Origin of the sequence: Streptomyces sp. AM 4-1-1, assembly GCF_029167625.1 — a bacterium.
In the GTDB taxonomy this organism is placed as follows: Bacteria; Actinomycetota; Actinomycetes; order Streptomycetales; family Streptomycetaceae; genus Streptomyces.
Genome location: NZ_CP119145.1, coordinates 1,765,993 through 1,791,002, shown reverse-complemented (window position 1 = coordinate 1,791,002; position 25,010 = coordinate 1,765,993). Strand labels below are relative to the sequence as shown.

Annotated in this window: 22 protein-coding genes and 1 tRNA gene; 11 read left to right on the top strand and 12 right to left on the bottom strand. The window is 70.1% G+C overall.

Annotated features, from left to right (window positions below; all coding sequences use genetic code 11):
* Positions 1-70: 70 nt before the first annotated feature.
* Together PZB75_RS07515 and PZB75_RS07510 are read left to right on the top strand one after the other, a co-directional pair.
* The gene (locus tag PZB75_RS07515; RefSeq protein ID WP_275534514.1) at positions 71-691 is read left to right on the top strand and encodes a LysE/ArgO family amino acid transporter; all 621 of its coding nucleotides are present in this window, start codon (positions 71-73) and stop codon (positions 689-691) included.
* 27 nt (positions 692-718) lie between these two features.
* Complete coding sequence (locus PZB75_RS07510; protein WP_275534513.1) at positions 719-1,429, top strand: type 1 glutamine amidotransferase; 711 nt, start codon at positions 719-721, stop codon at positions 1,427-1,429.
* Positions 1,430-1,615: 186 nt separating this feature from the next.
* Here the strand turns inward: PZB75_RS07510 and PZB75_RS07505 are convergent, their stop codons facing one another.
* From PZB75_RS07505 to PZB75_RS07470, 8 genes are all read right to left on the bottom strand, one after another.
* Complete coding sequence (locus PZB75_RS07505) at positions 1,616-2,251, bottom strand: FMN-binding negative transcriptional regulator (protein ID WP_275534512.1); 636 nt, start codon at positions 2,249-2,251, stop codon at positions 1,616-1,618.
* Positions 2,245-2,988, bottom strand: coding sequence for a phenylalanine--tRNA ligase beta subunit-related protein (locus tag PZB75_RS07500; protein ID WP_275534511.1), 744 nt, complete (start codon positions 2,986-2,988; stop codon positions 2,245-2,247). Before PZB75_RS07500 ends, PZB75_RS07505 begins: the two co-directional genes overlap by 7 nt.
* A gap of 153 nt (positions 2,989-3,141) precedes the next feature.
* Positions 3,142-4,482 (bottom strand): hypothetical protein, encoded by a 1,341-nt coding sequence (locus PZB75_RS07495; protein WP_275534510.1) that lies wholly within the window; start codon positions 4,480-4,482, stop codon positions 3,142-3,144.
* Positions 4,479-6,254 carry a GNAT family N-acetyltransferase gene (locus PZB75_RS07490; protein ID WP_275534509.1) on the bottom strand — a complete coding sequence of 592 codons (1,776 nt, stop codon included), beginning with the start codon at positions 6,252-6,254 and terminating at the stop codon, positions 4,479-4,481. Before PZB75_RS07490 ends, PZB75_RS07495 begins: the two co-directional genes overlap by 4 nt.
* Positions 6,255-6,309: 55 nt before the next feature.
* Complete coding sequence (locus tag PZB75_RS07485) at positions 6,310-7,233, bottom strand: hypothetical protein (protein WP_275534508.1); 924 nt, start codon at positions 7,231-7,233, stop codon at positions 6,310-6,312.
* Positions 7,230-8,447 carry an MFS transporter gene (locus PZB75_RS07480; protein ID WP_275534507.1) on the bottom strand — a complete coding sequence of 406 codons (1,218 nt, stop codon included), beginning with the start codon at positions 8,445-8,447 and terminating at the stop codon, positions 7,230-7,232. The genes PZB75_RS07485 and PZB75_RS07480 overlap by 4 nt, the downstream gene beginning before the upstream one ends.
* A 35-nt stretch (positions 8,448-8,482) precedes the next feature.
* Complete coding sequence (locus PZB75_RS07475) at positions 8,483-9,769, bottom strand: ATP-grasp domain-containing protein (RefSeq protein ID WP_275534506.1); 1,287 nt, start codon at positions 9,767-9,769, stop codon at positions 8,483-8,485.
* Positions 9,762-10,916, bottom strand: a complete 1,155-nt coding sequence (locus tag PZB75_RS07470) for a GNAT family N-acetyltransferase (RefSeq protein WP_275534505.1) — start codon at positions 10,914-10,916, stop codon at positions 9,762-9,764. Before PZB75_RS07470 ends, PZB75_RS07475 begins: the two co-directional genes overlap by 8 nt.
* A 191-nt stretch (positions 10,917-11,107) precedes the next feature.
* Here PZB75_RS07470 and PZB75_RS07465 point away from each other — a divergent pair, with 191 nt between their 5' ends.
* Positions 11,108-11,536, top strand: coding sequence for a gamma-glutamylcyclotransferase family protein (locus PZB75_RS07465; RefSeq protein ID WP_275534504.1), 429 nt, complete (start codon positions 11,108-11,110; stop codon positions 11,534-11,536).
* Here the strand turns inward: PZB75_RS07465 and PZB75_RS07460 are convergent.
* From PZB75_RS07460 to PZB75_RS07445, 4 genes are all read right to left on the bottom strand, one after another.
* Positions 11,529-12,584, bottom strand: coding sequence for a diiron oxygenase (locus PZB75_RS07460; RefSeq protein WP_275534503.1), 1,056 nt, complete (start codon positions 12,582-12,584; stop codon positions 11,529-11,531). The genes PZB75_RS07465 and PZB75_RS07460 overlap by 8 nt on opposite strands.
* Positions 12,585-12,697: 113 nt before the next feature.
* The gene (mtnA, locus tag PZB75_RS07455) at positions 12,698-14,278 is read right to left on the bottom strand and encodes an S-methyl-5-thioribose-1-phosphate isomerase (protein ID WP_275534502.1); all 1,581 of its coding nucleotides are present in this window, start codon (positions 14,276-14,278) and stop codon (positions 12,698-12,700) included.
* A gap of 541 nt (positions 14,279-14,819) precedes the next feature.
* Positions 14,820-15,872 (bottom strand): winged helix-turn-helix transcriptional regulator, encoded by a 1,053-nt coding sequence (locus PZB75_RS07450; RefSeq protein ID WP_275534501.1) that lies wholly within the window; start codon positions 15,870-15,872, stop codon positions 14,820-14,822.
* 451 nt (positions 15,873-16,323) lie between these two features.
* Positions 16,324-16,395: transfer RNA gene (locus PZB75_RS07445), tRNA-Cys, on the bottom strand.
* Positions 16,396-16,810: 415 nt separating this feature from the next.
* Here PZB75_RS07445 and PZB75_RS07440 point away from each other — a divergent pair.
* The 8 genes from PZB75_RS07440 (at position 16,811) to PZB75_RS07405 (ending at position 24,941) form a co-directional block, all read left to right on the top strand.
* Positions 16,811-18,049: a hypothetical protein gene (locus PZB75_RS07440; protein WP_275534500.1), complete on the top strand. Its 1,239-nt coding sequence runs from the start codon at positions 16,811-16,813 to the stop codon at positions 18,047-18,049.
* Between the two features lie 106 nt (positions 18,050-18,155).
* Positions 18,156-18,791 (top strand): pyridoxamine 5'-phosphate oxidase, encoded by a 636-nt coding sequence (gene pdxH / locus PZB75_RS07435; RefSeq protein WP_275534499.1) that lies wholly within the window; start codon positions 18,156-18,158, stop codon positions 18,789-18,791.
* A 32-nt stretch (positions 18,792-18,823) separates the two neighbouring features.
* Positions 18,824-19,516: a phenylalanine--tRNA ligase beta subunit-related protein gene (locus tag PZB75_RS07430; protein ID WP_275534498.1), complete on the top strand. Its 693-nt coding sequence runs from the start codon at positions 18,824-18,826 to the stop codon at positions 19,514-19,516.
* A 17-nt stretch (positions 19,517-19,533) separates the two neighbouring features.
* Positions 19,534-20,235, top strand: coding sequence for a YggS family pyridoxal phosphate-dependent enzyme (locus PZB75_RS07425; RefSeq protein WP_275534497.1), 702 nt, complete (start codon positions 19,534-19,536; stop codon positions 20,233-20,235).
* Positions 20,236-20,258: 23 nt separating this feature from the next.
* Positions 20,259-22,364, top strand: a complete 2,106-nt coding sequence (locus PZB75_RS07420) for an NAD(P)-binding protein (RefSeq protein WP_275534496.1) — start codon at positions 20,259-20,261, stop codon at positions 22,362-22,364.
* Positions 22,364-23,386, top strand: coding sequence for an anthranilate phosphoribosyltransferase (trpD, locus tag PZB75_RS07415; protein WP_275534495.1), 1,023 nt, complete (start codon positions 22,364-22,366; stop codon positions 23,384-23,386). Before PZB75_RS07420 ends, trpD begins: the two co-directional genes overlap by 1 nt.
* A 1-nt stretch (position 23,387) precedes the next feature.
* A complete protein-coding gene (gene trpC / locus PZB75_RS07410; RefSeq protein WP_275534494.1) occupies positions 23,388-24,188 on the top strand; it encodes an indole-3-glycerol phosphate synthase TrpC in 801 nt (266 codons plus the stop codon).
* Positions 24,189-24,326: 138 nt separating this feature from the next.
* Complete coding sequence (locus PZB75_RS07405; protein ID WP_275534493.1) at positions 24,327-24,941, top strand: LysE family translocator; 615 nt, start codon at positions 24,327-24,329, stop codon at positions 24,939-24,941.
* Positions 24,942-25,010 lie beyond the last annotated feature (69 nt).

Below are 25,010 nucleotides of genomic sequence, written 5' to 3'. Positions count from 1 at the left end.
GCGAATCCGTCTGTCGCCGGAGCGCGCTCTCCGCAAGGGAAAAGCGCTTCGTGCATGGAAAGGGATTATCTTGACTGCCGTACCCCTGGTGCAGGGATTCGCCGTCGGAGCCGGCCTGATCATTGCGATCGGCGCACAGAATGCGTTCGTCATCCGTCATGGGCTGATGCGCAAGCGCGTCCTCGCCGTGGCGAGCGTCAGCGCGATCTGTGACGTCACGCTGATCGCGGTCGGTGTGGCCGGTGTGGGCACGGCCATCGCGGCCAGCTCCACGGTGACGGCGATCGCGACCTGGGGCGGCGCGCTTTTCCTGCTCTTCTACGGCGTCAAGGCATTTCGTTCCGCTGCCCGGATGAAAAGCATGGACGTGGAGACCGCCGCACCGGTCGGAGATCTGCGCACCACCGTAATTGCCGCTCTTGCGCTCAGTCTGCTGAATCCTCACGTATATCTTGACACCGTCGTACTGGTCGGGAGCGTCGGCTCGCATTACATTGGGTTCGACCGGTTCGCATTCGGTGTCGGAGCCATGATCGCGTCGGTCGTCTGGTTCTTCAGTCTCGCTTACGGGGCTTCTCTGCTGGCTCCCTTCTTCAAGAAGCCACTGGCCTGGAAAATTCTTGACATCGCGGTCGGCTGCATGATGTGGGCGGTCGCCGCCGGACTTCTGGTGTCGTACTTCAACAAATAATCCGCTGCCATTAAGGAGCCGTCCCTCTTGTCTCGGATTCTGATAGTCCAGAACAGTGCCACCGCTTCGGAGGGGGACATCGGCTCGGCGCTGCGCGAGGCCGGTGTCGGTTACGACGTCGTCCACGCGCAGAAGGAGCCGATACCCGACGGCCTCGATCATGACGCGGTCATCGTCCTGGGCGGTGGGCAGCACGCGGCGGACGACGATCTCCATCCCTGTCTGGTCGAGGAGAAGGAACTGCTGCGGGACGCGGTGGAACGAGGGCAGCCCTGCCTGGGCATCTGTCTGGGCGCTCAGATCCTGGCTCATGCCATGGGCGCTGTCATTCACCGCGGTACACGGGTGAATTTCGGATTCCAGACCGTAGGTTTGACCGAAGCGGGCACTCGTGATCCTCTCTTCTCCGGTCTGCCGGAGAAACAGCGGATGTTCCAGTGGCACGCCGACTCGCTCGAACTCCCCGCAGGAGCCCAGCTCTTGGCGTACTCCGATTCCGGCTCCCCCCATCAGGCGTTCCGTATCGGCGAACGCGCCTACGGCGTGCAGTATCACGTCGAAGTCGACGACCGGCTGCTGGAGGCATGGCTGGACGCCGCCGCGGACGCGCCTCCCGGAGAGGCCGTGGACGCCCCGGTGGTCGCCGCCACGCGGGCGGACGTACCGCTGTACTACTCCGCGTACCGGCGTCAGGTGCGGAAGCTGATGGAGAACTTCCTCTCCCTGACGACTTCCTGAGCCCGAAGAGACCTTCGTGGCCACGCCCCGGACCGCAGGGCACAGCGCCCGCCGAGCCCGCCGGGCCGACGCCCCCGGTCACGGCGCTCGCCGGGGACTGTTCCGCTCCGGCACCGACCGGTCGTGTGCGCGCGCCGCCCCCGGTGCCTGAGGACACGGCCTCAGGCACCGGGGGCGGCGGGCCGGTCACGGCTGTTCGTGCAGGCGGCGGAGTTGTTGGCGGGCGGCCGCCGCGTCGTTGAGGCCGTCGCGGGCCACCAGGTGTCCGGCGATGCGTTCGCGCTGTCCGGCGGGGCGGTGGTCGTCGTACTTGAACTTCGCCGCCACCGACGTCAGACGTATCCGGATGCCCCGTATCGCCGAGAGCTGGCGTCCGTACGGGGGCTCGGTCGCGAGCACCGGGGCGTGGCCGCCCTCCGGCTGGTGGTGGGCCAGTTGGCGGGTCAGCAGCTCCGCCTTCTCCACCGGATCGTCGACGATCTCCGCCTCGCCGATCAGATGCACGGCGCTGTAGTACGACGTCGGCACACCGTTCTCCGCCGGCTCGTCGTCCTTGGCGCGCCAGGACGACGGGACGTACGTGTAGTCGTCGGCGATGCTGATCAGCACCGTGGGCGCGGCCTCCAGTGCCTTCCAGACGGGGTTCGCCCGGGCGAAGTGCAGCAGGACCGTGTCACCGTCGAGGAGGAAGTGGGTGGGAAGGACCTCCGGTGGGTTCCCCGGCGAGGTGTTGACGGCGAAGTGCCCGAAGTCCCGCCCAGCGGCGAGCCATTGACGCCACTCCCCGTCGTTGAACGCCGCGTCCCAGGGGTGGATCAGCATGAGACCGGCTCGCTCGACGTGCCGGTGACCAGCCGTACGGCCGTGCGCGCGTCGGGGTTCGCCTCGCGCAGTCCGTCGACGAGGGCCTGTCCGGCGCTCTCCAGCGCGGCGTCGTCCATCGCCCCGAGGGCGTCCAGGATGAACAGCGCGCGAGTGGTCTTCTCGCTCAGCTGCGTCCGGGTGCACTGACGCCAGTTCCAGCGGCGGCAGGTGACGCCGAGGTCGTCGCGCCAGACCACTTCGCCCGCGTCCGGCGACTCCACGACCGCCTCGCCCTTCGCGGTGGTGTCGAAGGTCTCCTCACCGGTGGCCCGGACCAGACGGGCCGGGCCTTGATAGCGGTCGAGGTCCTCGCCGCCCAGCGGCAGCACATGCGCGACGGACACCGCGTTGTAGATGTCGGTCAGCCGGTTGACGCGCGGCAGCCCGTCGGCGAGCCTGCGCAGCAGCGCCTCCGCGCTGGGGCGGGTGCGCTGGGGCTTCATCCCGGCGGCCTTGAACGTCTCCCGCCATGCGGCGATGTGCGGGTGCTCCTCCAGCGCGGTGTCCGCGAACCGCTCCCGGGCCACGCGCTCGGCGTCGGCCAGCAGTCGCTCGCTGGTCCCGTCGCTGGGGCCGGGGCGCAGTCCCTCGGCGACGACGAGCAGCGCGCGGTAGTCGGGCCGCAGCGCGATGACCTCGGGGGCGATCGTCGCTCGGGCGAGCCAGGCTTCGGGGCTGAGGGCGGGAGACGACAACGTGACTCCTGGTGATGGTGTGGCAGTGGCTCCGTCACTGTATCGAAGGTCCCGCCACGGATTTCCGCGCCGATCCCGGTGGGTGCGGGACGGCGGTCCGTGCCATGGGGCCCGTTGCGTCCGGCACCTGCCCGGTGGGTGCACAGTGGGCGCTCAGTGGGTGAAGACGCCTGTGGTGCGGGTCAGTTGGTTGGTTCCGTAGTTCACCACGGCCCCGGAGCCGGCGGGCGAGGCCCGTACGTCCGTCCCCGCGTATCCACCCGGGGTGATGAACACCCCCCAGGCCGCGATCCACTCCTCGACGGCCGCCGTCCCCGGGTCCACGACCTTCTCCGTTCGGGGCGTCACACGCTCCTGGACGATGAAGTGGTCCTTCACGGCGTCCCGCAGAGCCGACTCCCAGGCGTGGGGGCTCAGCTCCCAGCCCACGAGGATGCCCGTACCGCCGAAGTCCCGCAGCGGCTTCGCGATGAGCTCGGTGCGGCGCTCGACGCAGTGGTCGAGCATGTCGACGGTCCGGTCGCCGACCCGGGTGGGACCGTCCGCGAGCAGCCGGGTCCAGGGCAGCAGCCGGTCCACGGCCCGCCGTTCCGCGTCGGTGAACACGGCGCCGTGGCCGGGGTCGGAGAGCAGGGACAGCGCGCCCTTGTTGGAGTAGAGGGAGCTGTCCATGGGCGTCCACAGGACGGCCCTGCCCTCCTCGTGCGCCCGGAGGATCGGCTCCGCGTGCCGCGCGGCCCGGGTGTCCGCGCAGACGTCGTCGACCGTGAAGAACCGGAAGACGGCGTCGACGGGCACGCCCGCCACCCGCAGCGCGCCCGCGCTCTCGGTGACGTCGTCGAGCTCGGCGAGGGCGATCGGCAGACCCAGGCGGTGCAGCGTCTCCCGGAACGCGAGCAACAGGTGTCCGAACCGGGCGAGTCCGCCTCGCGCGCAGACCAGCGCCACCCGGGGTGTGCGCTCCCCGGCTGTCGGCCGGCAGGCGCCGCGCAGGGCGCGGACGATCTCCTCGCCGGTGTGGACGTAGCCGAGCCCATGCCGCCGCGCGAACTCGCCGAAGGGCTCGGTGTCCAGCAGGGACCGCTGCATCTCGGCCCGGTCCGTGCCGCCCAGGTCGCTGGCGACGTTGAACTCCAGCAGCTTGAAGTCACGGCCGTCGTGGTAGAGGTCGGCGCGGCCGTAGCGTACGGGGCCCGTGCCGGCGAACCGGCGCAGTACGGCGGCCTTGTCGGGGGCGATGCCCAGCAGCGAGCAGTAGTGGTCCACGTCGCCGTCGAAGAGCCGGAAGGGCAGCGAGCCGAGGAGGGTGAAGACGGTCTCGATGTCGCGTACGGCCGCGGCGAGTTCGCCTTCCGGCACGAACATGGGCCGGGCCAGCATCCTGGCGCCCCAGCACTCCTGGAAGGCCGGTGGGAAGCGCGTACGGCTGACCACGTCGCGCATGCCGCCACCGTCCGCCAGGCACTCCTGGAGGTACGCCTCGGTGACGCTCATCGGGTCACCGTTCCGGTGGACGGCGGTCGCTGGAAGGGCGTCGTGATGACGAACGACCGTACCAGGGAGGGGACTTCCGGAAAGGGCATGTCTGACTCCTCATCGTCGCTGCTGATGACCACGCGTACACCGAGAGCGCGTAGACGGCCGGCCAGCCGGTCGGCCCGTGCCCCGTCGTGTCCCGGCGGTCGGACGAGGCAGGCCGTGGCGGGGCCGCCCTCGCCACCGCCCGCCGCGTCGCCCACCGCGTCGAGGCCCATGTCGAGGCCCGTGTCGTCGATCGCGTCGAGGCAGACGGCCTCCGCCCAGCGCTGTGCGGCGCTCTTGACGGCCGCGGCTGCCTCGGCCGCGGCGGGGGCGTCGAGCGCGCCGCTCGCGATGAGCAGCGGCGCGCGCCGGCCGCACGCCAGTGCCTCCTCGGCGGCAGGCGAGAGCGGAAGGTCCGCCGCGCGGCTCAGCGCGTCCGGGACGCCGCGCAGGCCGCTCATCAGCGGCCCCGCCGCGTCCTCGCCCAGGGTGCGGGCGATCAGCCGCGCGAGTACGGCCAGTTCGCCGACGCGTGCGACGGCCCGTGGCATGGACCGCCCGCCGGGGCCGCCGTCGACGACGTACGCGGCCGTCGCGAGGCGGGCGAGCGGCCCCCGCGACGCCTCCGGGCCGACCAGGACCACCTGGTCGTCCGGGTGCAGCGGCTCGTCCGCGGTCAGCGCGTGCGAGGGCAGTACGGCGGGCCTGACCCGACCCCCGCTGAGGAGACGGGCCCAGGCCGCCGCTGTGCGGCAGGAGTGCAGGGAGAGCCCGGCGGCGGCCAGGACGATCGGACGGGACGCGTCCAGGGCGGGCGGCCGGTCGCCGTCGAGCAGTTCGGTGACCGCGTGGGCCTGCGCGTGCACGGCACGGGTGTACGGGGAGACGGCGCCCGCGCCCGTACCCGCGTACGAGCGTGCGCCCGGCCCCGGCCCCGTGCCCGTCACCGGCCCTGCCACCGACCCCGTGCCCGCGTTGCCCGCCACCGGCCCCGGCCCCGTCGCAATCACCGACCGCGTGCCTGCCACCGGCCCCGAGCCCGCCACCGGCCCCGTCATCGACCCCGAGCCTGCCACCGGCCCCGTTACCGATCCCGATCCCGCCACCGGCCCAGTCATCGAGCCCGAGCCGGCCACCGGCCCCGACCCCACCACCGGCCCCGACCCCGCCACCGACTCCGTGCCCGTCGGCCCACCGGTGACCGGCGTTTCCGGGCCCGCGTAACGGGCCCGGTTGGCGGGGAATCCGCGCTGGTACAGCTCAAGGTCGACCAGACTCCCGTGCTTGTACCCGATGTCGTTCAGCACGCCGCTGTAGGTGTATCCGGCGTCGCGGAACAGACGTGTCGACCTCGTGTTGCCGGCGGTGATGACCGCCAGGACGCCGGTGAACCCGGTCTCCTCCGCGTGCCGGGTCAGCCAGTGGCACAGCCGGGTACCCACACCGCGCCCCTGGAACCCGGGACCGACGTACACGGAGATCTCCGCGCTGGCCCGGTAGCCGCCGCGCGAGGCGAACTGGCTGAGCGATCCGTAGCCGACGACGACGCCGTCGGACTCGGCCGCCACCGCCGGATACCGCTCGTCGTGATGGTCCAGCCACTGCCGCATCTGGGCGGTTGTCTTCTCCTCGGTGTCGAGGGTGGAGGTGGACCGGCGCACGGCGTGGTTGTAGATCTCCCGTACCGCGGCGAGATCCGCGGTCTCCAGTCGGCGGATCACCAGGCGTTGTCCGTTCTCAGTCATCGCGCAGTCCGCAGTGGTTTCCGAAGAGGACACCGGGCCGTCGTCGACCGGGTCCCTATTCCTTGTCCGAGCGGCGGTACACGCCCACGCCCTCGGTCGTCGGGTACACGGCGTGGACGTCGTAGTACTCGTCCAGGTGGCTGTGGAAGCCCGCGTACTGCGACTCGTTGTTGGCGATCCGCCCGGCGAAGTAGCGGTTCTCCGTGAGGTTCTGGAGCAGCATGTTGTGCGCCAGCAGCACGCCGCCGGGACGGATGGCACGACTGGTCGCCCGCATGATCGGCTCGTAGATCGCCTTGTCCCGCAGCAGCGGGTCCTCGGCGTCCTTGGGGCCCTCCGCGTCCAGGACGCAGAAGTCGACACGGTCGAGGGTGCGGCCGAAGGCGATGGCGTCCTCGGTCACGTAGTCGACGCCCTCGTCGAGACCGAGGGCCCGCAGATTGTCCTGCGCCCGGCGCATCGTGTCGGTGTTGATGTCGACGAGCGTGGCGGTGCCTCCGGCGGCGATGATGCCGGGCATGGCCCAGACCGCCCAGTAGCCGTAGTAGGAACCGGGGAAGACCGTGCGGCGCGGCTCCAGGATGTGCGCGAGGGCGAAGAGCAGCCGCGCCTCCTCCGGGAAGATGTACGTCTTGTACGGGCCGTGCCGGAAGGTCGCGGCGACGGTGTTGTACAGCGGCCCGAACTCGTCGGCCGGGTAGCACGTGGAGCCGATCACACCGGCGTCGGCCAGCTCTTCGAGAATCCGCTCGGTGTACGCCCACTCGTTGACCGGCAGCCGGGTGGAGAGGTTGAACTGGTCCTCGTTCAGGCCGGTTTCGGACAGCGGGGCCGCGCCGGAGCCGACCCACGCACAGTAGTCCGCCCGGCTGAGCTCGCCGCGCCGGAACGCGCGGTACTGCGGGTACTTCGACAGTGCCTCGTCGATCAGCACATGAGCCGGTCCGCCGAGGGAGACGTCCGAAGCGGTGAAAGTCACCTTGTGGTCCTTTCCTTGGGGTCGTGCCGGGATCGCGGAACGGCGGGCCGGGACGGCTCCGCCGTCTTCGGGGAGCGACGGCCGATCAGGGTGACCGCGACCGCGCAGGCCACGAGCACCCACCACAGGCCGGTCGCCGAGTGGTCGAGGAAGAGCGTCACCATCAGCGGGGTTACGGCGTTGGCTAGGCCGACGAACATCTGGTTGAAGGCCAGGAAGGAACCGCGCCTGTGCTCGGGCGCGATGGAGGTCAGAAGGACGAGCAGCGACTGGGAGGAGATGAGTTCGCCGAGCGTGTACAGGGCCATGCCGAACAGCAGCAGGCCCACCTGTGTTCCCGGGCCGAAGCCGCCGGCGATGCCCAGCGCCCCGAGCAGCCCGATGTGCAGTACGGCTCCGACCGCCACGAGCGCGCGGGGCCGGTGGCGCTCCAGGCGGTGGGCGACGGGCACCTGGCACAGCGCGAGCAGCGCGGTGTTCATGGCGAACAGCACGCCGATCACCCATGGCCCGGTGTCCAGCCGCCTCATCACGTACACCGGCATGGCGGACTCCACCGCGACGGCGATCATCCACAGACCGGCGCCGGCGGCGACGACGGCGCGGAACCTCCCGTGCCGCCAGGGCTTTTCGGCGAGCGCCCCGCGGTCGTCCCGGGCGGGCGCGGACATGCTCCGGCCACCGGCGAGCGGCAGATAGAGCACGGTGGCCAGGGCGATGCAGACCGCGTTGGCCGCGCCGACCACGGCGAGGTCCGCCGCCCGCCCGGACGCGGCGAGACCGGCCAGCATCGCGCCGCAGCCGAAGCCCGCGTTGAACATCGAACGGGACAGGGCGAGCCAGCGCCCCTGCTGCCGCTCACCGGCCAGGGCGCTCGCCAGCACGGGGGACGCGGTCTGCTCCGTACGCAGGCTGAGCGCGACGACCACACTCAGTGCGACGAACTCCCAGAAGTCGCCCGCGAAGAGATAGAGGCCGAAGGCGGCGGCTCTCATCAACGCGGCAGCGAGCAGAACCCACTTGGGGCCGAACCGGTCGATGAGCCGGCCGACCAGCGGCAGTGCCGGCAGCGCGATCAGCGCGGCGATCGTCAGACCCGCGCCGATGCGGGAGAGCGAGAAGCCGAGCCGGGCCTGGAAGAAGAGGAGAGCGAAGGGGTAATAGGCGCCGGTGCCGACGGCGTTGACGAAGCACGCGGCCCCGAACCACCGCACCCCCTTCCCCCGTGGCAGTGACTCGCCGAGCCCCCTCACCGTGGCGTGCCGGTTCCGGCCGGCTCGTCCGCGCTCACCCGGGGGGTGAGCTGGAGCAGCGCGGTGTCGGCCCAACGGTCCGCCTCCGCCGGGGTGTTCGCGCGTACGACGAGGTGGCCGAGCACATCCGCGTTGCTCCGGGCCCGCCGCACGCGGTCCCCGGGCCGGGCGTAGACGTCCAGGTCGCACACGCCGGGCAGCCGTCCGACGAGCTCCTGGCCGTCGACCGCGCTGAGCACGCCGCTGTCCAGGGCGGTCAGATACCGGGAGGCCGAAGCGGCCCGCGCGGTGGCGCGCAGCTCTGGTTCGAGCCCCGCGTGCATCCGGATGACCTCCCGCTGGAGGTCTATCCCGGTGGCCTCCTTGATGTTCCGGCCCACCTGGGCACCGCCCATCCGGGCGTTGATCTCGACCAGCTTCGGGCCCTCGGCGGTCATCTTGATCTCCACGTGGGAGGCCCCGAAGTCGTGCCCGATGGCGTCGAGCGCGGCCAGGGCCACCGCGGTGGCCTCCTCCTGGAGGCGCACGGGGAGCTGGGAGGGGAAGGTCTCGCCGATCTCCACGAAGGCCGGGTGCGGGCCGAGGGTCTTGTCGGTGAGGCCGAGGACCTGACGGCCCGCCGAGGTGGTGACGACCTCCACGCTCACCTCGTAGCCGGTCAGATACGCCTCGACGAGCACGCCCGCGGGCCGGGGGAGACCGCGCAGATCGGTGGGGGCGGCGCTCAGGACGTCGTGGTGCGCGGCGACCTCCTCGGGTGTACGGCAGAGCCGTACACCGATGCTGGCCGCCTCGGTCATGGGCTTGACCACGCACGGGAAGCCGGTCTCCTGGGCGAACGCGACGGCCTCGTCCCGGCTCAGGACCCGGGCGAAGCGCGGCGCGGGGACGCCCGCACGGGCGCACAACTCGCGGGTACGGAGCTTGTTGCGGGCTGCGTGGGCGGCCTTCGGCGCGAGGCCCGGCAGTCCGAAGGCGTCGGCGACCTCGGCGACGACCGCCACGTAGTAGTCGATGACCGCGAGCACGCCGCCCAGCTCGCCCCGGTCGTGATGACCCCGCAGGGCCTCGCGCACGGACACGCTGTCGCGGGTGTCGGCGTGGACGATCTCGTGGACGCAGCCGTCGACGACGGCGCGGGAGCTGTCGGACACGACGTAGCGGCTGAGGTCGTCGGTGACGAGGACCGGCCGGAACCCGAGATCCCTGGCCAGTACGAGCGGCTTCAGCCCGTAGGCCCCGCGCCCCGTCTCCACCACGGCGAGCGTGGACCGGTCAGTCATGAGGGGCCTCCTCCTGCCGCAGACGCAGCACATACGCGAATTGGTCTTCCGCCACACAGCCACGGGAGAGCTTGGCCTCCTCGCTGCCCAGGCCGTAGTGGATGGTGGTGATGCCGTTCCGGGCGGCCATCTCCACGGGGAAGTAGTAGAGGGTCTCGAAGTAGAGGGCCAGCTTTCGCTGGTAGCCGTAGTCGAAGCCGGCCTGCCGCGCGTACCAGTGGTCGCGGAACCGGATCATGGTGCCGAAGCCGCGGATCAGGCCGTCACCGACGGCGAGCGTCACCACGGCGTCGTCACCGAAGTTGGCCGCCATCTCGCGCAGGACCTCCTCGGTCTGCGCCGCCGTCCACGCGATGCCGTACTTGGCCATGAGCTCTTCCTCAAGGCGGCCGAGGCGCGGGATCAGCGCGGTGCTGAGCGTCTCCATCCGCATCTCGACCCCGGCCTCGGCCAGCCGTCGTCGCTCGGTGCGGACCCTGCGCCGCCGTTTCGCCGAGAGCCGCAGGAGGTAGTCCTCGAAGCCGCCCGGGGTCACCGGGAGCGAGCTGTAGCGGCCGGAGAGGTGCGAGCGGTAGCCGCGGTCGGCGAGCACCTGGCGCAGCACCTCGTCGCCGCCCTCCACGAAGGGGAACGCCACCGAGGCCGCCTCGTGCTCCACGGCGATCTCCTCGGCGCGGGCGACGAGTTGGGCGACCGCCGTACGGCCGGTCGCCGGTCCGCGCGGCACACGGCTGCGCCCCATGTGGCGTCCCCCGCAGACCAGGCTCGGCAGCAGTGCCTCGGCGGGCGGGCCGGGCAGTTCGGCCAGCAGCTCGGCGGCCCCCGCCCGGCCCGCCTCGGCGCTGAACCGCAGCAGGGTGTCGGGGCGTCCGAGGACCCACGGGGACTTCTCGGTCGCCAGGGCGGTCGCCAACGCGGCGTCGATGACGGGCCGGTCCGGTCCGGTCCCCGCACCCGCGCCGTTCCCGGCCGCGCCGTCCCCGCCCAGCCGCGCCACATAGCGCATCGGGGACCCGGCCGTGCGCTGGGCGACCCGCAGCCAGTCGCCGCCGAGGAAGAGGTCCTCGGGGCGCAGCAGGTCTTCCCAGCCGAGCGCGAGGACATCGTCCACTCGGGTCGTTTCTCGCAGGACGTGCTCCACAGTCATGGGACGGATCTTTCTGTCCGTGGCGCGGCCCGGTCCACAGGTCCGGCTGGCCGTCTGCTGCCGCGTCCGCACGCGGCCACCCTCTTTCCGGCGCCGTGCGGGTGTCGGCTGGTGAACTTGACCGTGAGCGGAAGGCGTCCGGGAGGGGCCGGGAACGCCGGAGGTACGGGTCGAGGAGGAGAGCTGTGTCCATGGCCGCACATCGCCTGACGAGGCGTCAGAACACCTTGTTCGTCTATGGAAGCCTGACGTTCCCCGAGGTCCTTCGGGCCGTGCTGGGCCGGGTGCCGGAGCACCGGCCCGCCTCCGCCGCCGGATGGCGGGCCGCGGCGCTGCGCGACCGGCCCTTCCCGGGGCTGGTACGCGGCGACGGCGTCGTCACCGGCCTGGTGCTCAGCGCGATGACCGAGCGGGAGTGGCGGACGGCGGACGACTTCGAGGGGCCGTTCTACGACCTGGTGACGCTCGCGCTCGTCCCTGGCGGCTTCGCGTCCGCGTACGTGTGCGCCACGGACGGTCCGGTGCTGCCCGCCGACTGGGACCGCGACCGCTTCGCCGCCGAGGAGATGGACGCCTACCTCCAACGGTGCGCGGCCTTCCGTGCCGGGGCCCTCATGTGAGGCCCTGATCCTGGAACTCGGCCGCCACCTCGGGGAGGTCGAGGGCGCCGAGGGAGGAGAAGAGCCGGATCGTCTGGGCCGCCGAGGAGCGGGCCGACTCCCGTATGAGGGTCTCCGGCAGCACCTCGGCGACGACCTGACGGGCCGCTTCCCTGGCGAAGCCGTACCCCTCCAGCTCGGCGCGCATGGCGTCGGTGTCGGGCCGCAGGAAGGTGTGGATGAGCCGCGGGACCATCAGCGCGGCGGTGCGCCGCTCGCTTGGGCCGAGCTGTCCCCAGAGGTACTTCAGGAAGATCGCGAAGTAGGTGTGGTGCCGGCCCTCGTCGAGCGCGTGGTCGCGCAGCACCTCGCGGACCGCGGGGACGACGTCACCGTCCTGCGGCAGCTCCATCAGGCTGCCCGATATCAGGGTCTCGGAGACGATCACGAAGACCAGCTCCATGAGATGGCGGTTCTCGGCCCCCGCTTCCTCCTGGAGTTCCTGCAACCGCCTGAGGAAGTACGGGAGTTCGGGCAGCCGTGGCTCGATGCCGGTCCGCTGCCTCACCTGCCGCAGCAGATCCATGGAGAACAGGGCGTGGTAGGCCTCGTCGCAGTACACCTTGTACGCGTCGAACCGCATGTCCTCCGGGACGGCGACGCCCACGGTTGCCTGGGCGATCCCCAGAGCCGTCCGGTTCACCACCAGGTGCTCCAGCTTCATGGTGAAGTCGAGGTAGCGGTAGAGGTGCTGGATCAGCACCTCGTCGTAGAGGTCGGGCCGCAGGTCCTGGATGTACTTGTGCCGGGCCAGCGGCACCAGCTCCGGGGAGAAGTACGGCCGCGCCGCGTCGCCCTCGCGCAGCGTGCGCCGTTCGGTGGAGCGGACGCTGGCGCGGGTGTCCCAGGACCGGAACGGGCTGTTGTAGCCGGAGTTGTCGGGGGCGGGGACGACCGGGGTTCCCGCCTCGGCCTCTTCCGAGGCGGGAGCCGCCGAGTCGAGGATCAGCTTCTTGGGACAGTGGGAGTGGGTGCTGCAGCCGACGAACAATCCAACGATTCCACACATATCAGATTCCTTCGGGTGCCCGGGACCGCGAGCGGTACCGGTAGGAGGACCGTCGAGTTGGTGAGGAGCCGCTGCCGTCGGCCGGACGGGACTACCGGCCGACGGGTGACCGGTCAGACCTCGCGCACGGCGAAGAGCGGGAGGGACAGCCGGTCCCGGCCCCCGAGTCCGGCCAGCTCAAGGATCACGGCGCAGCCGACCGCCACGGCTCCGGACTGCTCCACGAGCTTCACGGCGGCGGCGGCCGTGCCACCGGTCGCCAGGACGTCGTCGACGATCAGCACACGCGCCCCCGCCGGCAGCGCCTTCTCCGCCAGCTCCAGGGCGTCCGTGCCGTATTCGAGCGCGTACTCCACCGCGTGCACCGGTGGCGGCAGCTTGCCGGGCTTGCGCAGCGGCACGAAGGGGCGGTCGGCCGCCTGGGCGATGGCCATGCCGAGCAGGAAGCCCCGGGCCTCGATGCCCGCGACATGGTCGAACCGGCCGCGGAAGCGGGTGATCACGGCCCGTGCCAGCCGGTCGACGAGCCGGGGACGGGCGTAGACGGGCATCAGGTCCTGGAAGGCGATGCCGGGGACCGGGTGGTCGGGAACGTGTGCGGTGTGCGCGGCCACCCGCGCGGCCAGATCGTCGTGGGCCGGTTCGATGACGCGGCGCTCGGTGACGACGGCGGTGACGAGTTCGCCCGGGGTGACGTCGAAGGCCGGGTTGTACACGCCCGCGCCCGCCGGGGCCGTGCGCGTGCCCGCGACCGAGGTCACCTCCTCCGCGCCGCGCTCCTCGACGACGATGCCGCCGCCGGTTTCGAGTCTGTCGTCGACGGTGGACTCGGGGGCGACGACCACGAGCGGGATGCCGTGGCGGGCGGCGGCGAGCGCCAGACCGTAGGTGCCGATCTTGTTGGCGACGTCCCCGTTGCGGGCGATCCGGTCGGCGCCGACCAGCACGACGTCGACCAGGCCGCGCGCCATGGCGAAGGCGGCGGCCGAGTCGACGCAGATCCGGTACGGGACCTCGGCCTCGGCCAGCTCCCAGGCGGTGAGCCGCGAGCCCTGGAGCAGCGGCCTGGTCTCGTCGACCAGCACTTCCTCGATCCGCCCGCGCTCGGCGAGTTCGAGGATCGCGCCCAGCGCGGTGCCGCCCGCCGCCGTGGCGAGGCGGCCGGTGTTGCAGTGCGTCAGGGCACGCAACGGACGGTCGGGGCAGAGCTGTTCGACCAGATCCGCGGCGCGGTGGGCGGCCGCGGAGTTCGCCTCGGCGTCCTCGGCGAGGATGGCCCGGGCCTCGTCGAGGACCGCCTGCGGGCCCTCGGGCAGCCGCTCCAGCACCCGGGCGACCGCCCAGGAGAGGTTGACCGCGGTGGGCCGGCAGGCCGCGATACGGGCGGCGTCGGCCCTGACGGCGTCCTGGGCCCTCTCGTCCAGGGCACCCGCCGCGGAAGTGCTCCCCGGCTGGTCCCGGCCGGCCGGGACCCGGTCCGGCAGCACGCCTTCCGCGCCGTGACGGAAGGCCGACAGGGCGACTCCGAACGCGCCGGTGATGCCGATGGCGGGTGCGCCCCTGACCGCCAGGGTGCGGATCGCGTCGATGACGTCGTCCACGGTGGTCAGGCGCAGCGGGCTCGCCCTGTGCGGTAGTGAACGCTGATCGGTGGTGAGTACTTCTCCGCCGTTCCAGGAAATCGAGTAATTCAATTTTCCTCCTGCTGGGCCGAGTTGTGATCCCGTCGCCTGGCTTCCGGCGATTGAGCCAATCACTGCTGAGCCCGCCGCCTCAACGCCTGACCGGCACCTGGGCCTGTCCGGCTGCGGTCACGGCACACCACGGCCAGCCCCGGAGGAGTGTCCCGTGATCCCCGGCGGACGTGCGACGGACCGCCGTTCGGCCATCTGTTGATGGATGACGCAAGGAACTCGCCAAGTCACCAGGGCCTATTGGACTCGCATCTGAGGCGATGCATACTTATGCCGCTCCGCACTCACGCGCTGTGCCGCGTGCCTGACCCATCGTGATGTAACCGAGGAGTCAGCCGACCGCCGGACCAGAAGGGAATCGCGGCACGCGTACCGTCCGTCCGCATCGAATAGGGGAAGCAAGTGCACAAGACGACCGGCAGGCAACGTCTTTCCTGCCGCACAGCGGACAACTCACCTCACCGGAACTCCTGTCGCGCACGTCGTCCGTCCGGGGACCTCGCATGGCCCAGCGGTACGACGGCCGCGCCCGCCCGGCCGATCAGTGGGAAGCGCTCTCCGGGGGCTGCCACCGTCCGAGCAGTCCCAGCTCCATGGCGCGTATGCCGGCCTGGAAGCGGCTCTCGGCGCCCAGTTGCTCCATGACCTGACCGATCAGCCGTCGAAACGTCCGGGGCGAGACCCCCAGTGACCTGGCCATCGCGCTGTCGGTGCGTCCCTCGGAGAGCAGCTGCACAAGGGCCAGCCCCCGCTCCGACAGCAGCCGGCCCCCGGGTTCGGACTCCGATGCCCGTACGGGCTGGGAGTCCAGCCAGCAGAACTCGAACACTTCGCGCAGCATCGGGACCAGCTCAGGGCCGCGCAGCTCAAGTGCCGTCGGCTCGCCGTCCGTTCCGTTGATCGAGGTATAGGCGATCACGTCGTCGATCACGATGAGCCGGAAGGGGAGCGACTGCGCCAGTCGCACTTTGACACCCGACTCGGCCAGTGCCTCCAGATGAGCGCGCCCGTGCGGCACCCGGGTCATCGAGGCGAGGTGGATGGAGCGCATCGCCACACCGCGGTCCATCGCACGCTGATTGCGCGGCCGGCTGTCGGCGAGGTCCTCCGGCGACAGCGGTATGCCCGGGTGCATGCTCAGGATCTTGCGGCGGGCGCGGTAGGCGGCGCCTTCGAGCGCGGCCGAGATCGGCTCGTAACCGCGCAGCACATTCCACCGCGGATGGTCGTCGTCCCCCGCGTGCAGCCGCTCGCTGAGCGCCTTGACTATCGACGTCGTCGATTTCTGGAACTGGATCTGACCGGCGAGCCGTTCCTGCTGTATCTCCAGCAGCCGTGCGTGGACGAGGTCCGAGGCGCCGGGGACCAGTAACCGCTCGCCCGGCCGGTGGCCGCCCTTCTCCCGGATCAGTCCGGCCGACAGCAGACGCTCCACGGCCGCGTGCGACTCGCTCCCGGACAAGCCGAGCTGTTCGGCGAGGTCGCCGCGGCTGAGCTGTCTGCCCGAGCCGAGAAGGAGTTCCAGCGCGGAGAGTTCTCTGGCGCCGATGAGTTCGGACACCTGCGGTTCAGAGTGCTCATCACCTGTCGTCACAGTTCCTCCGACCGTCACTCCACAGCCTTCTTCGCAGAGGCGATTCTATCCATCGGGGAAGATCGCGACCGGGTGCTGTTCGCGGCACCGGTAGAAGGCTGGTGAAGGTCTTGCGCGGGGGTGCCCGGCCGTGAGGCCCGACGTCCCCCTTTGTCCTCCGTGTCCGTCAGACCGTTACCGGCAGGTGCCGGGTCCCGGCCGAAGGGCTGTGCGGTGCGGTGGATGTGACCGGCCGGCACGCGCGCACGGTGTCACACACGAAGGTGCGCCGGCGTCGTCGTCGAATCGCGTGAGCCGGGCGCGGAGGATGTCCGAGCTCTCCGAAAGCCGCGCGGGGAAACTCCGGTACGACACCGGGTGAACGTCCGGCGTCCGTTTCCCCGCCGCTTGTTCCACCGGCTGTGCGGACGCGCTCGAAAAGAGTGGAAGCTTGAAGAGGTTGAAACGCAAGAGGCCGCGATCGGATTCGAACCGATGTAAATCGCTTTGCAGGCGATCCCCTGAGCCACTCGGGCACACGGCCGTTGCGGGGCCTTATCCGGGTGGTCGTACCCGGCGTCCCCGTTAATGTTGCCGTAATACTAGGCGGGGGAACCGCGCGCCCGTCAAGCAACGTCTCACATCCTGATATTGTTACTTATTGAACTTACCCCTTTGGCCGGAACGTGCACCCTCCATTCCGCTCTGAGCTGTGGCGATGTAAAGGATCATTGTTTTGGTGAGTGGTTCAGGCCACCCGGTGACGCCTTTTTTCAAAAACCCTTGCGATTACGGAAAGCCTGCTGATAGAACTTGTGACCGCATCGCTGATCAGTCAGCCAGTCTCTCGCAGCCGGCGATGTCCGCAGTCCGGGGGGTGCTGCCGAGCATGGCGTCTTCAGCCTGCTCTTTCTCGCGGATGCGTACTCGCTGCGCAGCGCAAAATGGGGGTCGTCACTGTGACTGCGTTAACCAATTCATGGCTCGCCGACGTGGATCTGAACCACATATCCCGTCATGCCGGAACGCCGGTCTTCATCTACAACGAAGCACGGATGCGCAAGAACATCGGCCGGGTGAAGGAGGCCGCGGCGGCGGCCGGCCTGGCGGGAAGAGTGGAACTTTACATTCCGTTCTTTCCGAATTCCAACCCGCACTTCATGGCACCGCTCAAGGACATGGAAGGTGTCGGCGTCCTGGTGCAGCTGCCCAGTGAGTACCGCCTCCTGCGTGAGCACGGATTCAGCAAGTTCATCGTGTCGCCCGGCCATGTGTCGGACGAGGAGATCGGTTTCTGGGACTCCGCGGGTCACCCGACGTTCCTCGCCAGTCTCGACGAGGTCGCGTACTCGCTGCGTACCGGCGCCCCGACGATCAGCGTGCGGATCGACAGCCTCGACTCGGGCAAGCCGGGCATCAAATACGGGGAGCTGGGCCGACTGGCCGCGCTGCTCAAGGAGTACGAGCGTGACCTCACCGGCCTGGAGGTGTACTGCGGCAGCGGTAACACCCTCGAAGAGATGGTCGGCATCGTCGAGCAGGTCATGGACATCTACCTGGAGTACTTCCCGACGGCCCGGTCGATCAACTTCGCCGGCGGCCACGGTTTCGACTACGACGCCTGGGACGAGTCGGAGAAGCACTTCGACTGGCACAACTACTTCCAGGCCCTCGCCGACGCGGCCCGTCGTCAGGGCATCCCCGAGGACGTGACCTTCCTGTTCGAGCCGGCGCGCGACGTCCTGGCCGACGCGGGCGCCCTGCTGCTGAGCGTCGAGCGCAGTGTCATCTCCACCCCGGTGTCGAACATCCTGGTGACCAACGGGTGCCGGATGCTCATGCCCTCGGCCCAACTGCGCGACCGGAACCACAACGTGGCCTTCCTCGACGCCGGGATGAACGAGGTCACGACGGCACGCACGACCACGGCCGCGGTCCGTGGCCGCACCATTCTGCGCAACGACTACATCCTGCCCGGGGAGGTCGAAGTCCCCGACGGCGTCGACGCGAGCAGCTTCCTGGTGATCCTGGACGTGGGCGCCTACTGCGCCACTCAGCACATGGAATTCCTCAACGTGCCCCCGGCGGCGGAGGTACTGGTGACGCCGGACGGGTCCACGCACCTGATCACCAAGGCCGGCGACGACCTGGACAAGTGGCGCAACGTGCTTGAGGACAAGCAGGTACTGGCCTCCTGAGAGCTGCCCGCCGGGTGTGACGCCCGGCCGCCTCCAGGGCGGAACCGGCACCCCGGCGTACCCGACAGTCTTCGCACCGTGAGCGACTCATCCGGGAGTTTTCACCATGTTCGATCCGCAGTCAGACGCAGCCGCAGGAGCGATGAGTGAACAGGCCGCGGAGGAGGCACCGTTCGACATGTTCGAGCAGTGGTTCGCCGAGGCCGGCCAGAACGAGATCAACGATCCGAACGCCATGGCGCTGGCGACCGCAGACGAGGACGGTCTTCCCGACGTCCGGATGGTGCTCCTGAAGGGGTACGACACCGAGGGGTTCGTCTTCTTCACGAACACGCAGTCCAACAAGGGCGCGCAGCTCACGGCCAACATGCGGGCATCGGCCGTCCTGCACTGGAAGTCCATGCGCCGCCAGGTGCGGTTCAGGGGCCCGGTGGAGTGCGTCAGCGAGACCGAGGCCGACGCCTACTTCGCCTCCCGGGCCCCCGACAGCCGGATCGGCGCCTGGGCCAGCCGGCAGTCCCGCCCGCTCGGCAGCCGCCAGGAACTTGAGGACGCGGTGGCCCGCGAAGGAGCGCGTTTCGGCACCGGGGACGTACCGCGACCGCCCCACTGGTCGGGCTACCGCGTGCGTCCCACCTACGTCGAGTTCTGGTCGGACCGGCCGTTTCGGCTGCATGACCGGTTCGTTTTCAGTAGACAGAAGCCCGAGGGAACCTGGAACCAGGGTCGCCTCTACCCCTGATCGAGCAGTAGACGAACCCGTAGGGAAAGCCCATGTACTTCACGCACGCCGATGCCGTCTGGAACCTCCACCCGAACCTGCGGGCTCTCGCGGTCGCCACCGAGGACGTCCGCGACACCAAGGAGGCTCCCGCCGTCCTCGAACGACTGGCCACCGTCATCAAGGAGCGGCAGGCCGGCGCGGCGGAAGCGGAGATGCCCGAGATCGCCGCGTGGCGCGAGACGTTCTCCCGCATGGGCATGAAGCCCACCCAGTACCGGTGCGCCTCGGAAGCCCTGTTGCGCCGCTACCGGAAGTCCCAGGAGATGCCCAGGTTCCATCCGCTGGTCGACTACCTGAACCACGTCTCGATGGCCTTCGGCATCCCCATCGCGGCGTTCGACCGCGCGCACGTCGCCGAGGGCATCACCGTTCGTCCGGCCGACGGGACCGAGACCTACCTGACGTTCCAGGGGGACACCGAGCACCCCGGGGAGGGAGAGGTCGTCTTCGCCGATCCCGAGGGCCACGCCCACTCACGGCGATGGACCTACCGGCAGAGCGCCAGGTCCGTGGTGTCCGCGGACACCGGCCAGGTCCTGATTGTGGCGGAGGCCCATCACGCCACCGCCCACGACGACCTCCTGGCCCTGGAGGCCGAACTACGGGTCGGCCTACCGGCCCTCGGCGCGCGCATCGGGTCATCGACCCTGATGAGTTCGCCACAGCGTTTCGAATTCGTCTGAGCTTGAGGAGATGTCAGGTGAGCAGCGACCACGAGCCGGACCGTACCGACCCGCTGGACGGGCTGGAGCGTACGCGAACGGCGATGGCCGAGGCGTGCGCGCGGGCGGGCCGGTCCCCGGACTCGGTGACCCTGGTCGCCGCCTCCAAGACGGTGCCCCAGGACGTGCTCGGCCGGGCGATCGGCCGGGGCCTGCACGTCTACGGTGAGAACAGGGTGCAGGAGGCGCAGGCGAAGTGGCCCGCTCTCCGGGCGGAACACCCCGGGGTGGAACTGCACCTGATCGGTCCGTTGCAGACGAACAAGGCCCGTGACGCCGTCGCTCTCTTCGACGTGATCCACTCGGTCGACCGCTTCTCGCTCAGCGAGGCACTGTTCCGCCAGAGCGAGAAGCAGGGCCGGCGGCCCAAGGTCTTCGTCCAGGTGAACACCGGGCTGGAGCGGCAGAAGGCCGGAGTCGCCCCGAGCGACACGGACTACTTCCTGGACATCTGCCGGGGCAAGCACGAACTCGACGTGATCGGCCTCATGTGCATCCCGCCCGTCGATGAGCCCTCGGAAGCGCACTTCCTGCAACTGCGGGAGATCGCCGAGCGGAACGGGCTGCCCTCACTGTCCATGGGCATGAGCGGCGACTTCACCTCGGCCATCGCGCACGGCGCGACGCACGTCCGGGTGGGCAGCGCCGTCTTCGGTGCCCGCGCGTATCCCGCAGCCTGAACAGGCCCCAGCAGAAGGAAGCCATGTCCCGCCCCGCGCGTTACGACGCCCTCTTCCAGCCCGTCCGAATAGGCCCGGTCACGGCCAAGAACCGGTTCTACCAGGTACCGCACTGCAATGGGATGGGGAGGGCGTTCCCCAGCGCCATGGCCGCGATGCGCCACGTCAAGGCCGAAGGCGGATGGGGCGTCGTCTGCACCGAGCAGTGCGACATCCACTACTCGGGAAACCACCAGCGCGAACTCAGGCTGTGGGACGAGAAGGACATCCCCTACCTCGCGCGCGCCACCGATCTCATCCACGGACACGGCGCCCTCGCCGGCGTCGAGCTGGCGCACAACGGCGCTCACGTCAGCAATCTGGAGAGCCGGGCCGTCCCCATCGCCCCGAGCGTCGCGGCCACCAGGGACCTCTTCCCGGCGGCCGCCCGCGCCATGGACAAGTCCGACATCCGCGCGTTCCGGCGCTGGCACCGCAACGCGGCCCTGAACGCGCAGCGCGCGGGATTCGACATCGTCTACGTGTACGCGGGCCACGACATGACGCTGCCGATCAATTTCCTCTCCCGACGCCGCAACCAGCGGACGGACGAGTACGGCGGCAGCCTGGAGAACCGCGCCCGGCTGCTGCGCGAGCTGATCGAGGACGCGAAGGAGGCGGTCGGGGACCGCTGCGCGGTCGCCGTGCGCTTCAGCGTCGACGAACTGATGGGCGAGCAGGGCATCACCGCCAAGGGGGAGGGGCACGACGTCGTCGAGATGCTCGCCGAACTCCCCGACCTGTGGGACGTGAACATCAGCAACTTCGACAACGACGGGGCCACCGCGCGCTTCTCCGGCGAGGGATACCAGGAGGAGTACGTCAAGTTCGTCAAGAGCGTGACCACGAAGCCGGTGGTCGGCGTCGGACGATTCACCTCCCCCGACACGATGGCCACCATGGTGCGCAACGGCACCCTGGACCTCATCGGCGCGGCCCGCCCCTCGATCGCCGACCCGTTCCTGCCCCGCAAGATCGAGGAAGGGCGCATCGACGACATCCGCGAATGCGTCGGCTGCAACATCTGCGTGGCCTGGGACCGGGCGGGCGCCCCGTTCCGGTGCACCCAGAACCCCACCACGGGTGAGGAATGGCGCCGGGGCTGGCACCCCGAACGCATCGCTGTGCGCGACACCACCGACAAGGTGCTCATCGCCGGCGGTGGCCCGGCCGGACTCGAAGCGGCCCGTGCCCTCGGCCAACGAGGGTACGAGGTGATCCTCGCCGAACAGGGGCGCGAACTCGGCGGACGGGTCACCCGTGAGAGCCGGCTGCCCGGTATGGCCACCTACGCCAGGGTGCGTGACTGGCGGCTGCAACAGCTGAAGACCATGCCAGGCGTGCAGATCCTGCCCGGCAACGAGGTCACCGCTGAGCTCGTCCTGGAAGCGGAGTGCTCCCTCGTCGCCGTCGCCACCGGAGCGACCTGGCGCCGGGACGGGGTGGGAAGGCACCACATCGCCGCCGTGCCAGGTCTCGCGTCGATTCCGGTGTACACACCGGACGACATCATGGACGGCCGTCTGCCCCAGGGCCGGGTCCTCGTCTTCGACGACGACCACTACTACATGGCGAGCGTCATCACCGAACTCCTCGTCCAGAGCGGCTGCGAGATCACCTTCGCCACCCCCGAGAGCCTGCTGGCGGCCTTCACCCAGTTCACCGCCGAACAGAAGCGCGTCGGCCGACGGCTCATGGAACTCTGCGCGAGCACCCACCCGTTGTCCTCGCTGGCCCGTGCCGAACCCGGAGCGGTCCACCTCTCCTGCACCTACACCGGACGCGAGACGCGGGTGGCCGTCGACGCGGTCGTCCTGGTGACGAGCATGGTCCCGCGCGACGCCCTCTTCCACGACCTGCGAAACCTGGAGGAGGGCACCCTGGCACGGGCGGGCGTCCGACGCGTCGTGCGGGTCGGCGACTGCCTGGGCCCGGGGATCATCGCCGCCGCCGTACACAGCGGGCACCTCTTCGCCCGCGAACTGGACACCGGCCTGAGCGACCACACGCCCTTCCGGCGCGAGAACGTCGAACTCGACTGGGACCAGCCCATGCCGCAGCCGGCGAACACGCCACAAGGGGAGATGTGATGGAGCAGTACAAGGCCCTCCTGAGCAAGACCGCCTCCGGCGGCACCCTCACCCGCGAGGAGTCGTCCCATGTGATCAGCAAAATGGTGACCGGTGAGGCGACCCCCGCCCAGATGGGGGCGCTGCTCATGGCGCTGCGGGTGCGCGGCGAGACCGTGGAGGAGCTGACCGGCGCCGCCCTCACCCTCCGGTCCCACATGCTGCGCGTCGACGTCCCGCCCGGCGCCGTCGACGTCGTCGGCACCGGGGGCGACGAGGCCGGCTCGTACAACATCTCCACCTGCGCGGCGTTCATCGTCGCCGGCAGCGGAGTGCCGGTCGCCAAGCACGGCAACCGCGCCCTCTCGTCCCGGTCGGGCGCCGCCGACGTCCTGTCCGCCCTCGGGGTGCGCAACGGCCTCACCCCCGCCGGGGTCGAGCACTGCGTGCGCACCGCGGGCATCGGTTTCATGTTCGCCCCCGCCCACCACCCGGCCCTGAAGCACGTGGCGCCCACCCGTAAGGAACTCGCCACCCGCACCCTGTTCAACCTGCTCGGCCCGCTCCTCAACCCGGCGGGGGTCCGCCACCACCTCGTCGGTGTCTTCTCCCGTCAGTGGCTCGAACCGATGGCCCGCGTCCTTCGCGAACTGGGCTCCGAACGCGCCCTGGTCGTGCACGGCTCGGACGGCCTGGACGAGATGACCACAGGCGGACCCACCCTGGTCTGCGAACTGAACGAGGGAACGGTCTCGACCTACCGGATCGCTCCGGAAGACGTCGGACTGCCCCGCAGCCGGCCCGGCGACCTGCGGGGCGGGGACCCGGCCGAGAACGCGAAGGCCCTGACCGCGGTGCTGGAGGGCGAGCGGAACGCGTACCGGGACGTCGCCGTCCTCAACGCCGCCGGCGCGCTCGTGGCCGCGGGCGCCGCGGACGGCCTGGCCGAAGGAGTCCGGATGGCGCAGACGTCCATCGACTCCGGGCAGGCACGGCACCGGCTCGATCTGCTCGCCGTTTCCTCACACGAGTCAGGAGAATGACATGAGTGACCTCTTGAAGAGAGTCGAGTCCTACAAGCGTGCGGAGATCGAGGCGGCCAAGCGGACCGTCCCCGTCGCGCAGCTGCGGCGGCAGGCGGACGACGCGCCCGCTCCGCGTGGATTCTTCGACGCGCTGGCCCGCAGGACCCGCCAGGGTGACTACGCCCTCATCGCGGAGATCAAGAAGAAGAGCCCGTCGAAGGGGCTCATCCGCGACCACTTCGATCCCCCCGCCCTGGCGCGGGCCTTCGAGGACGGCGGGGCCGCCTGCCTCTCGGTCCTGACCGACACCCCGTCCTTCGAGGGGAGCCGCGAGCACCTGGTGTCGGCCCGGGCCGCGGTGTCGCTTCCGGTCCTGCGCAAGGACTTCATGTACGACCCCTACCAGGTGATCGAGGCGCGTGCCTGGGGAGCGGACTGCGTCCTGCTGATGTTGTCGGCCCTGGACGACGAATCCGCCGGCACCCTCGAAGCCACGGCCCACGACCTGGGCATGGACGTACTGGTGGAGGTGCACGACGAGGAGGAACTGCGACGCGCGCAACGCCTGCGGTCCCCCCTGCTCGGCATCAACAACCGGGATCTGCACACCCTGCGGACCAGTCTGGACACCGCCGAGGCCCTGGCGCCGAAGGTCCCCGACGACCGCCTCGTGGTGGGGGAGAGCGGACTGAGCACCCCCGCCGACCTCGACCGGATGGCCAAGGTGGGGATCAGGGCCTTCCTGGTCGGTGAATCCCTGATGAGAAGTCAGGACGTCAAGCTGGCGACGCGCCAACTTCTGGCCACTTCCGATGTCTGACGGGGGCAGCGCCGGGGCCGGTCAGGTACTAGCGTTTCGGCCGACCGGTAACACGCACGCGCAGCGCACTCGCGGCTGGAGTCGACGCCTTCGATTCGGGCACGGGTCGTCGGCGCCAGAGAACACCAGCGAGCGTCAATGAGCCTTCAGTTCCTCATCACATCCCTGATCATCGTCGTCTCTCCCGGCACGGGGGCGCTCTACACGATCGCCACGGGCCTGTCCCGCGGCTTCCGTAAGAGCGTGGTCGCCGCCTTCGGCTGCACCCTGGGCATCGTCCCGCACCTGGCTGCCGCGATCGCGGGGCTCGCCGCGATCCTGCACACCAGCGCGGTGGTGTTCGGCGTCTTCAAGTGGGCCGGTGTGGCCTACCTCCTCTACATGGCGTGGAGGACCCTGCAGGAGTCCGGAACGCTCAAGATCGAGGACCCGAACAAGGAGGAGACCTCGTCCCTGCGGATCGCCGGCACGGCGATCCTGATCAACTTCCTCAACCCCAAGCTGTCGATCTTCTTCCTCGCCTTCCTGCCGCAGTTCGTGCCGGCGGACACCGCGAACACCCTCCCGCAGATGCTTCAGCTGAGCCTGGTCTTCATGGTCATGACCTTCGTCGTGTTCGCGATCTACGGCGGATTCGCCGCGGCCGTCCGGGACAAGGTGATCACACGCCCCAAGGTCATGGCGTGGATGCGCCGCACGTTCGCCGCCGCCTTCGTCGGCATCGGCATCCAACTGGCCGTCGCCGGCCGCTGACAAGGAGCAGGGGATGTCCATCGAGGTGTGCGGTCCACGCCACCTAATGCCGTGACCGGCAAGGCTTGC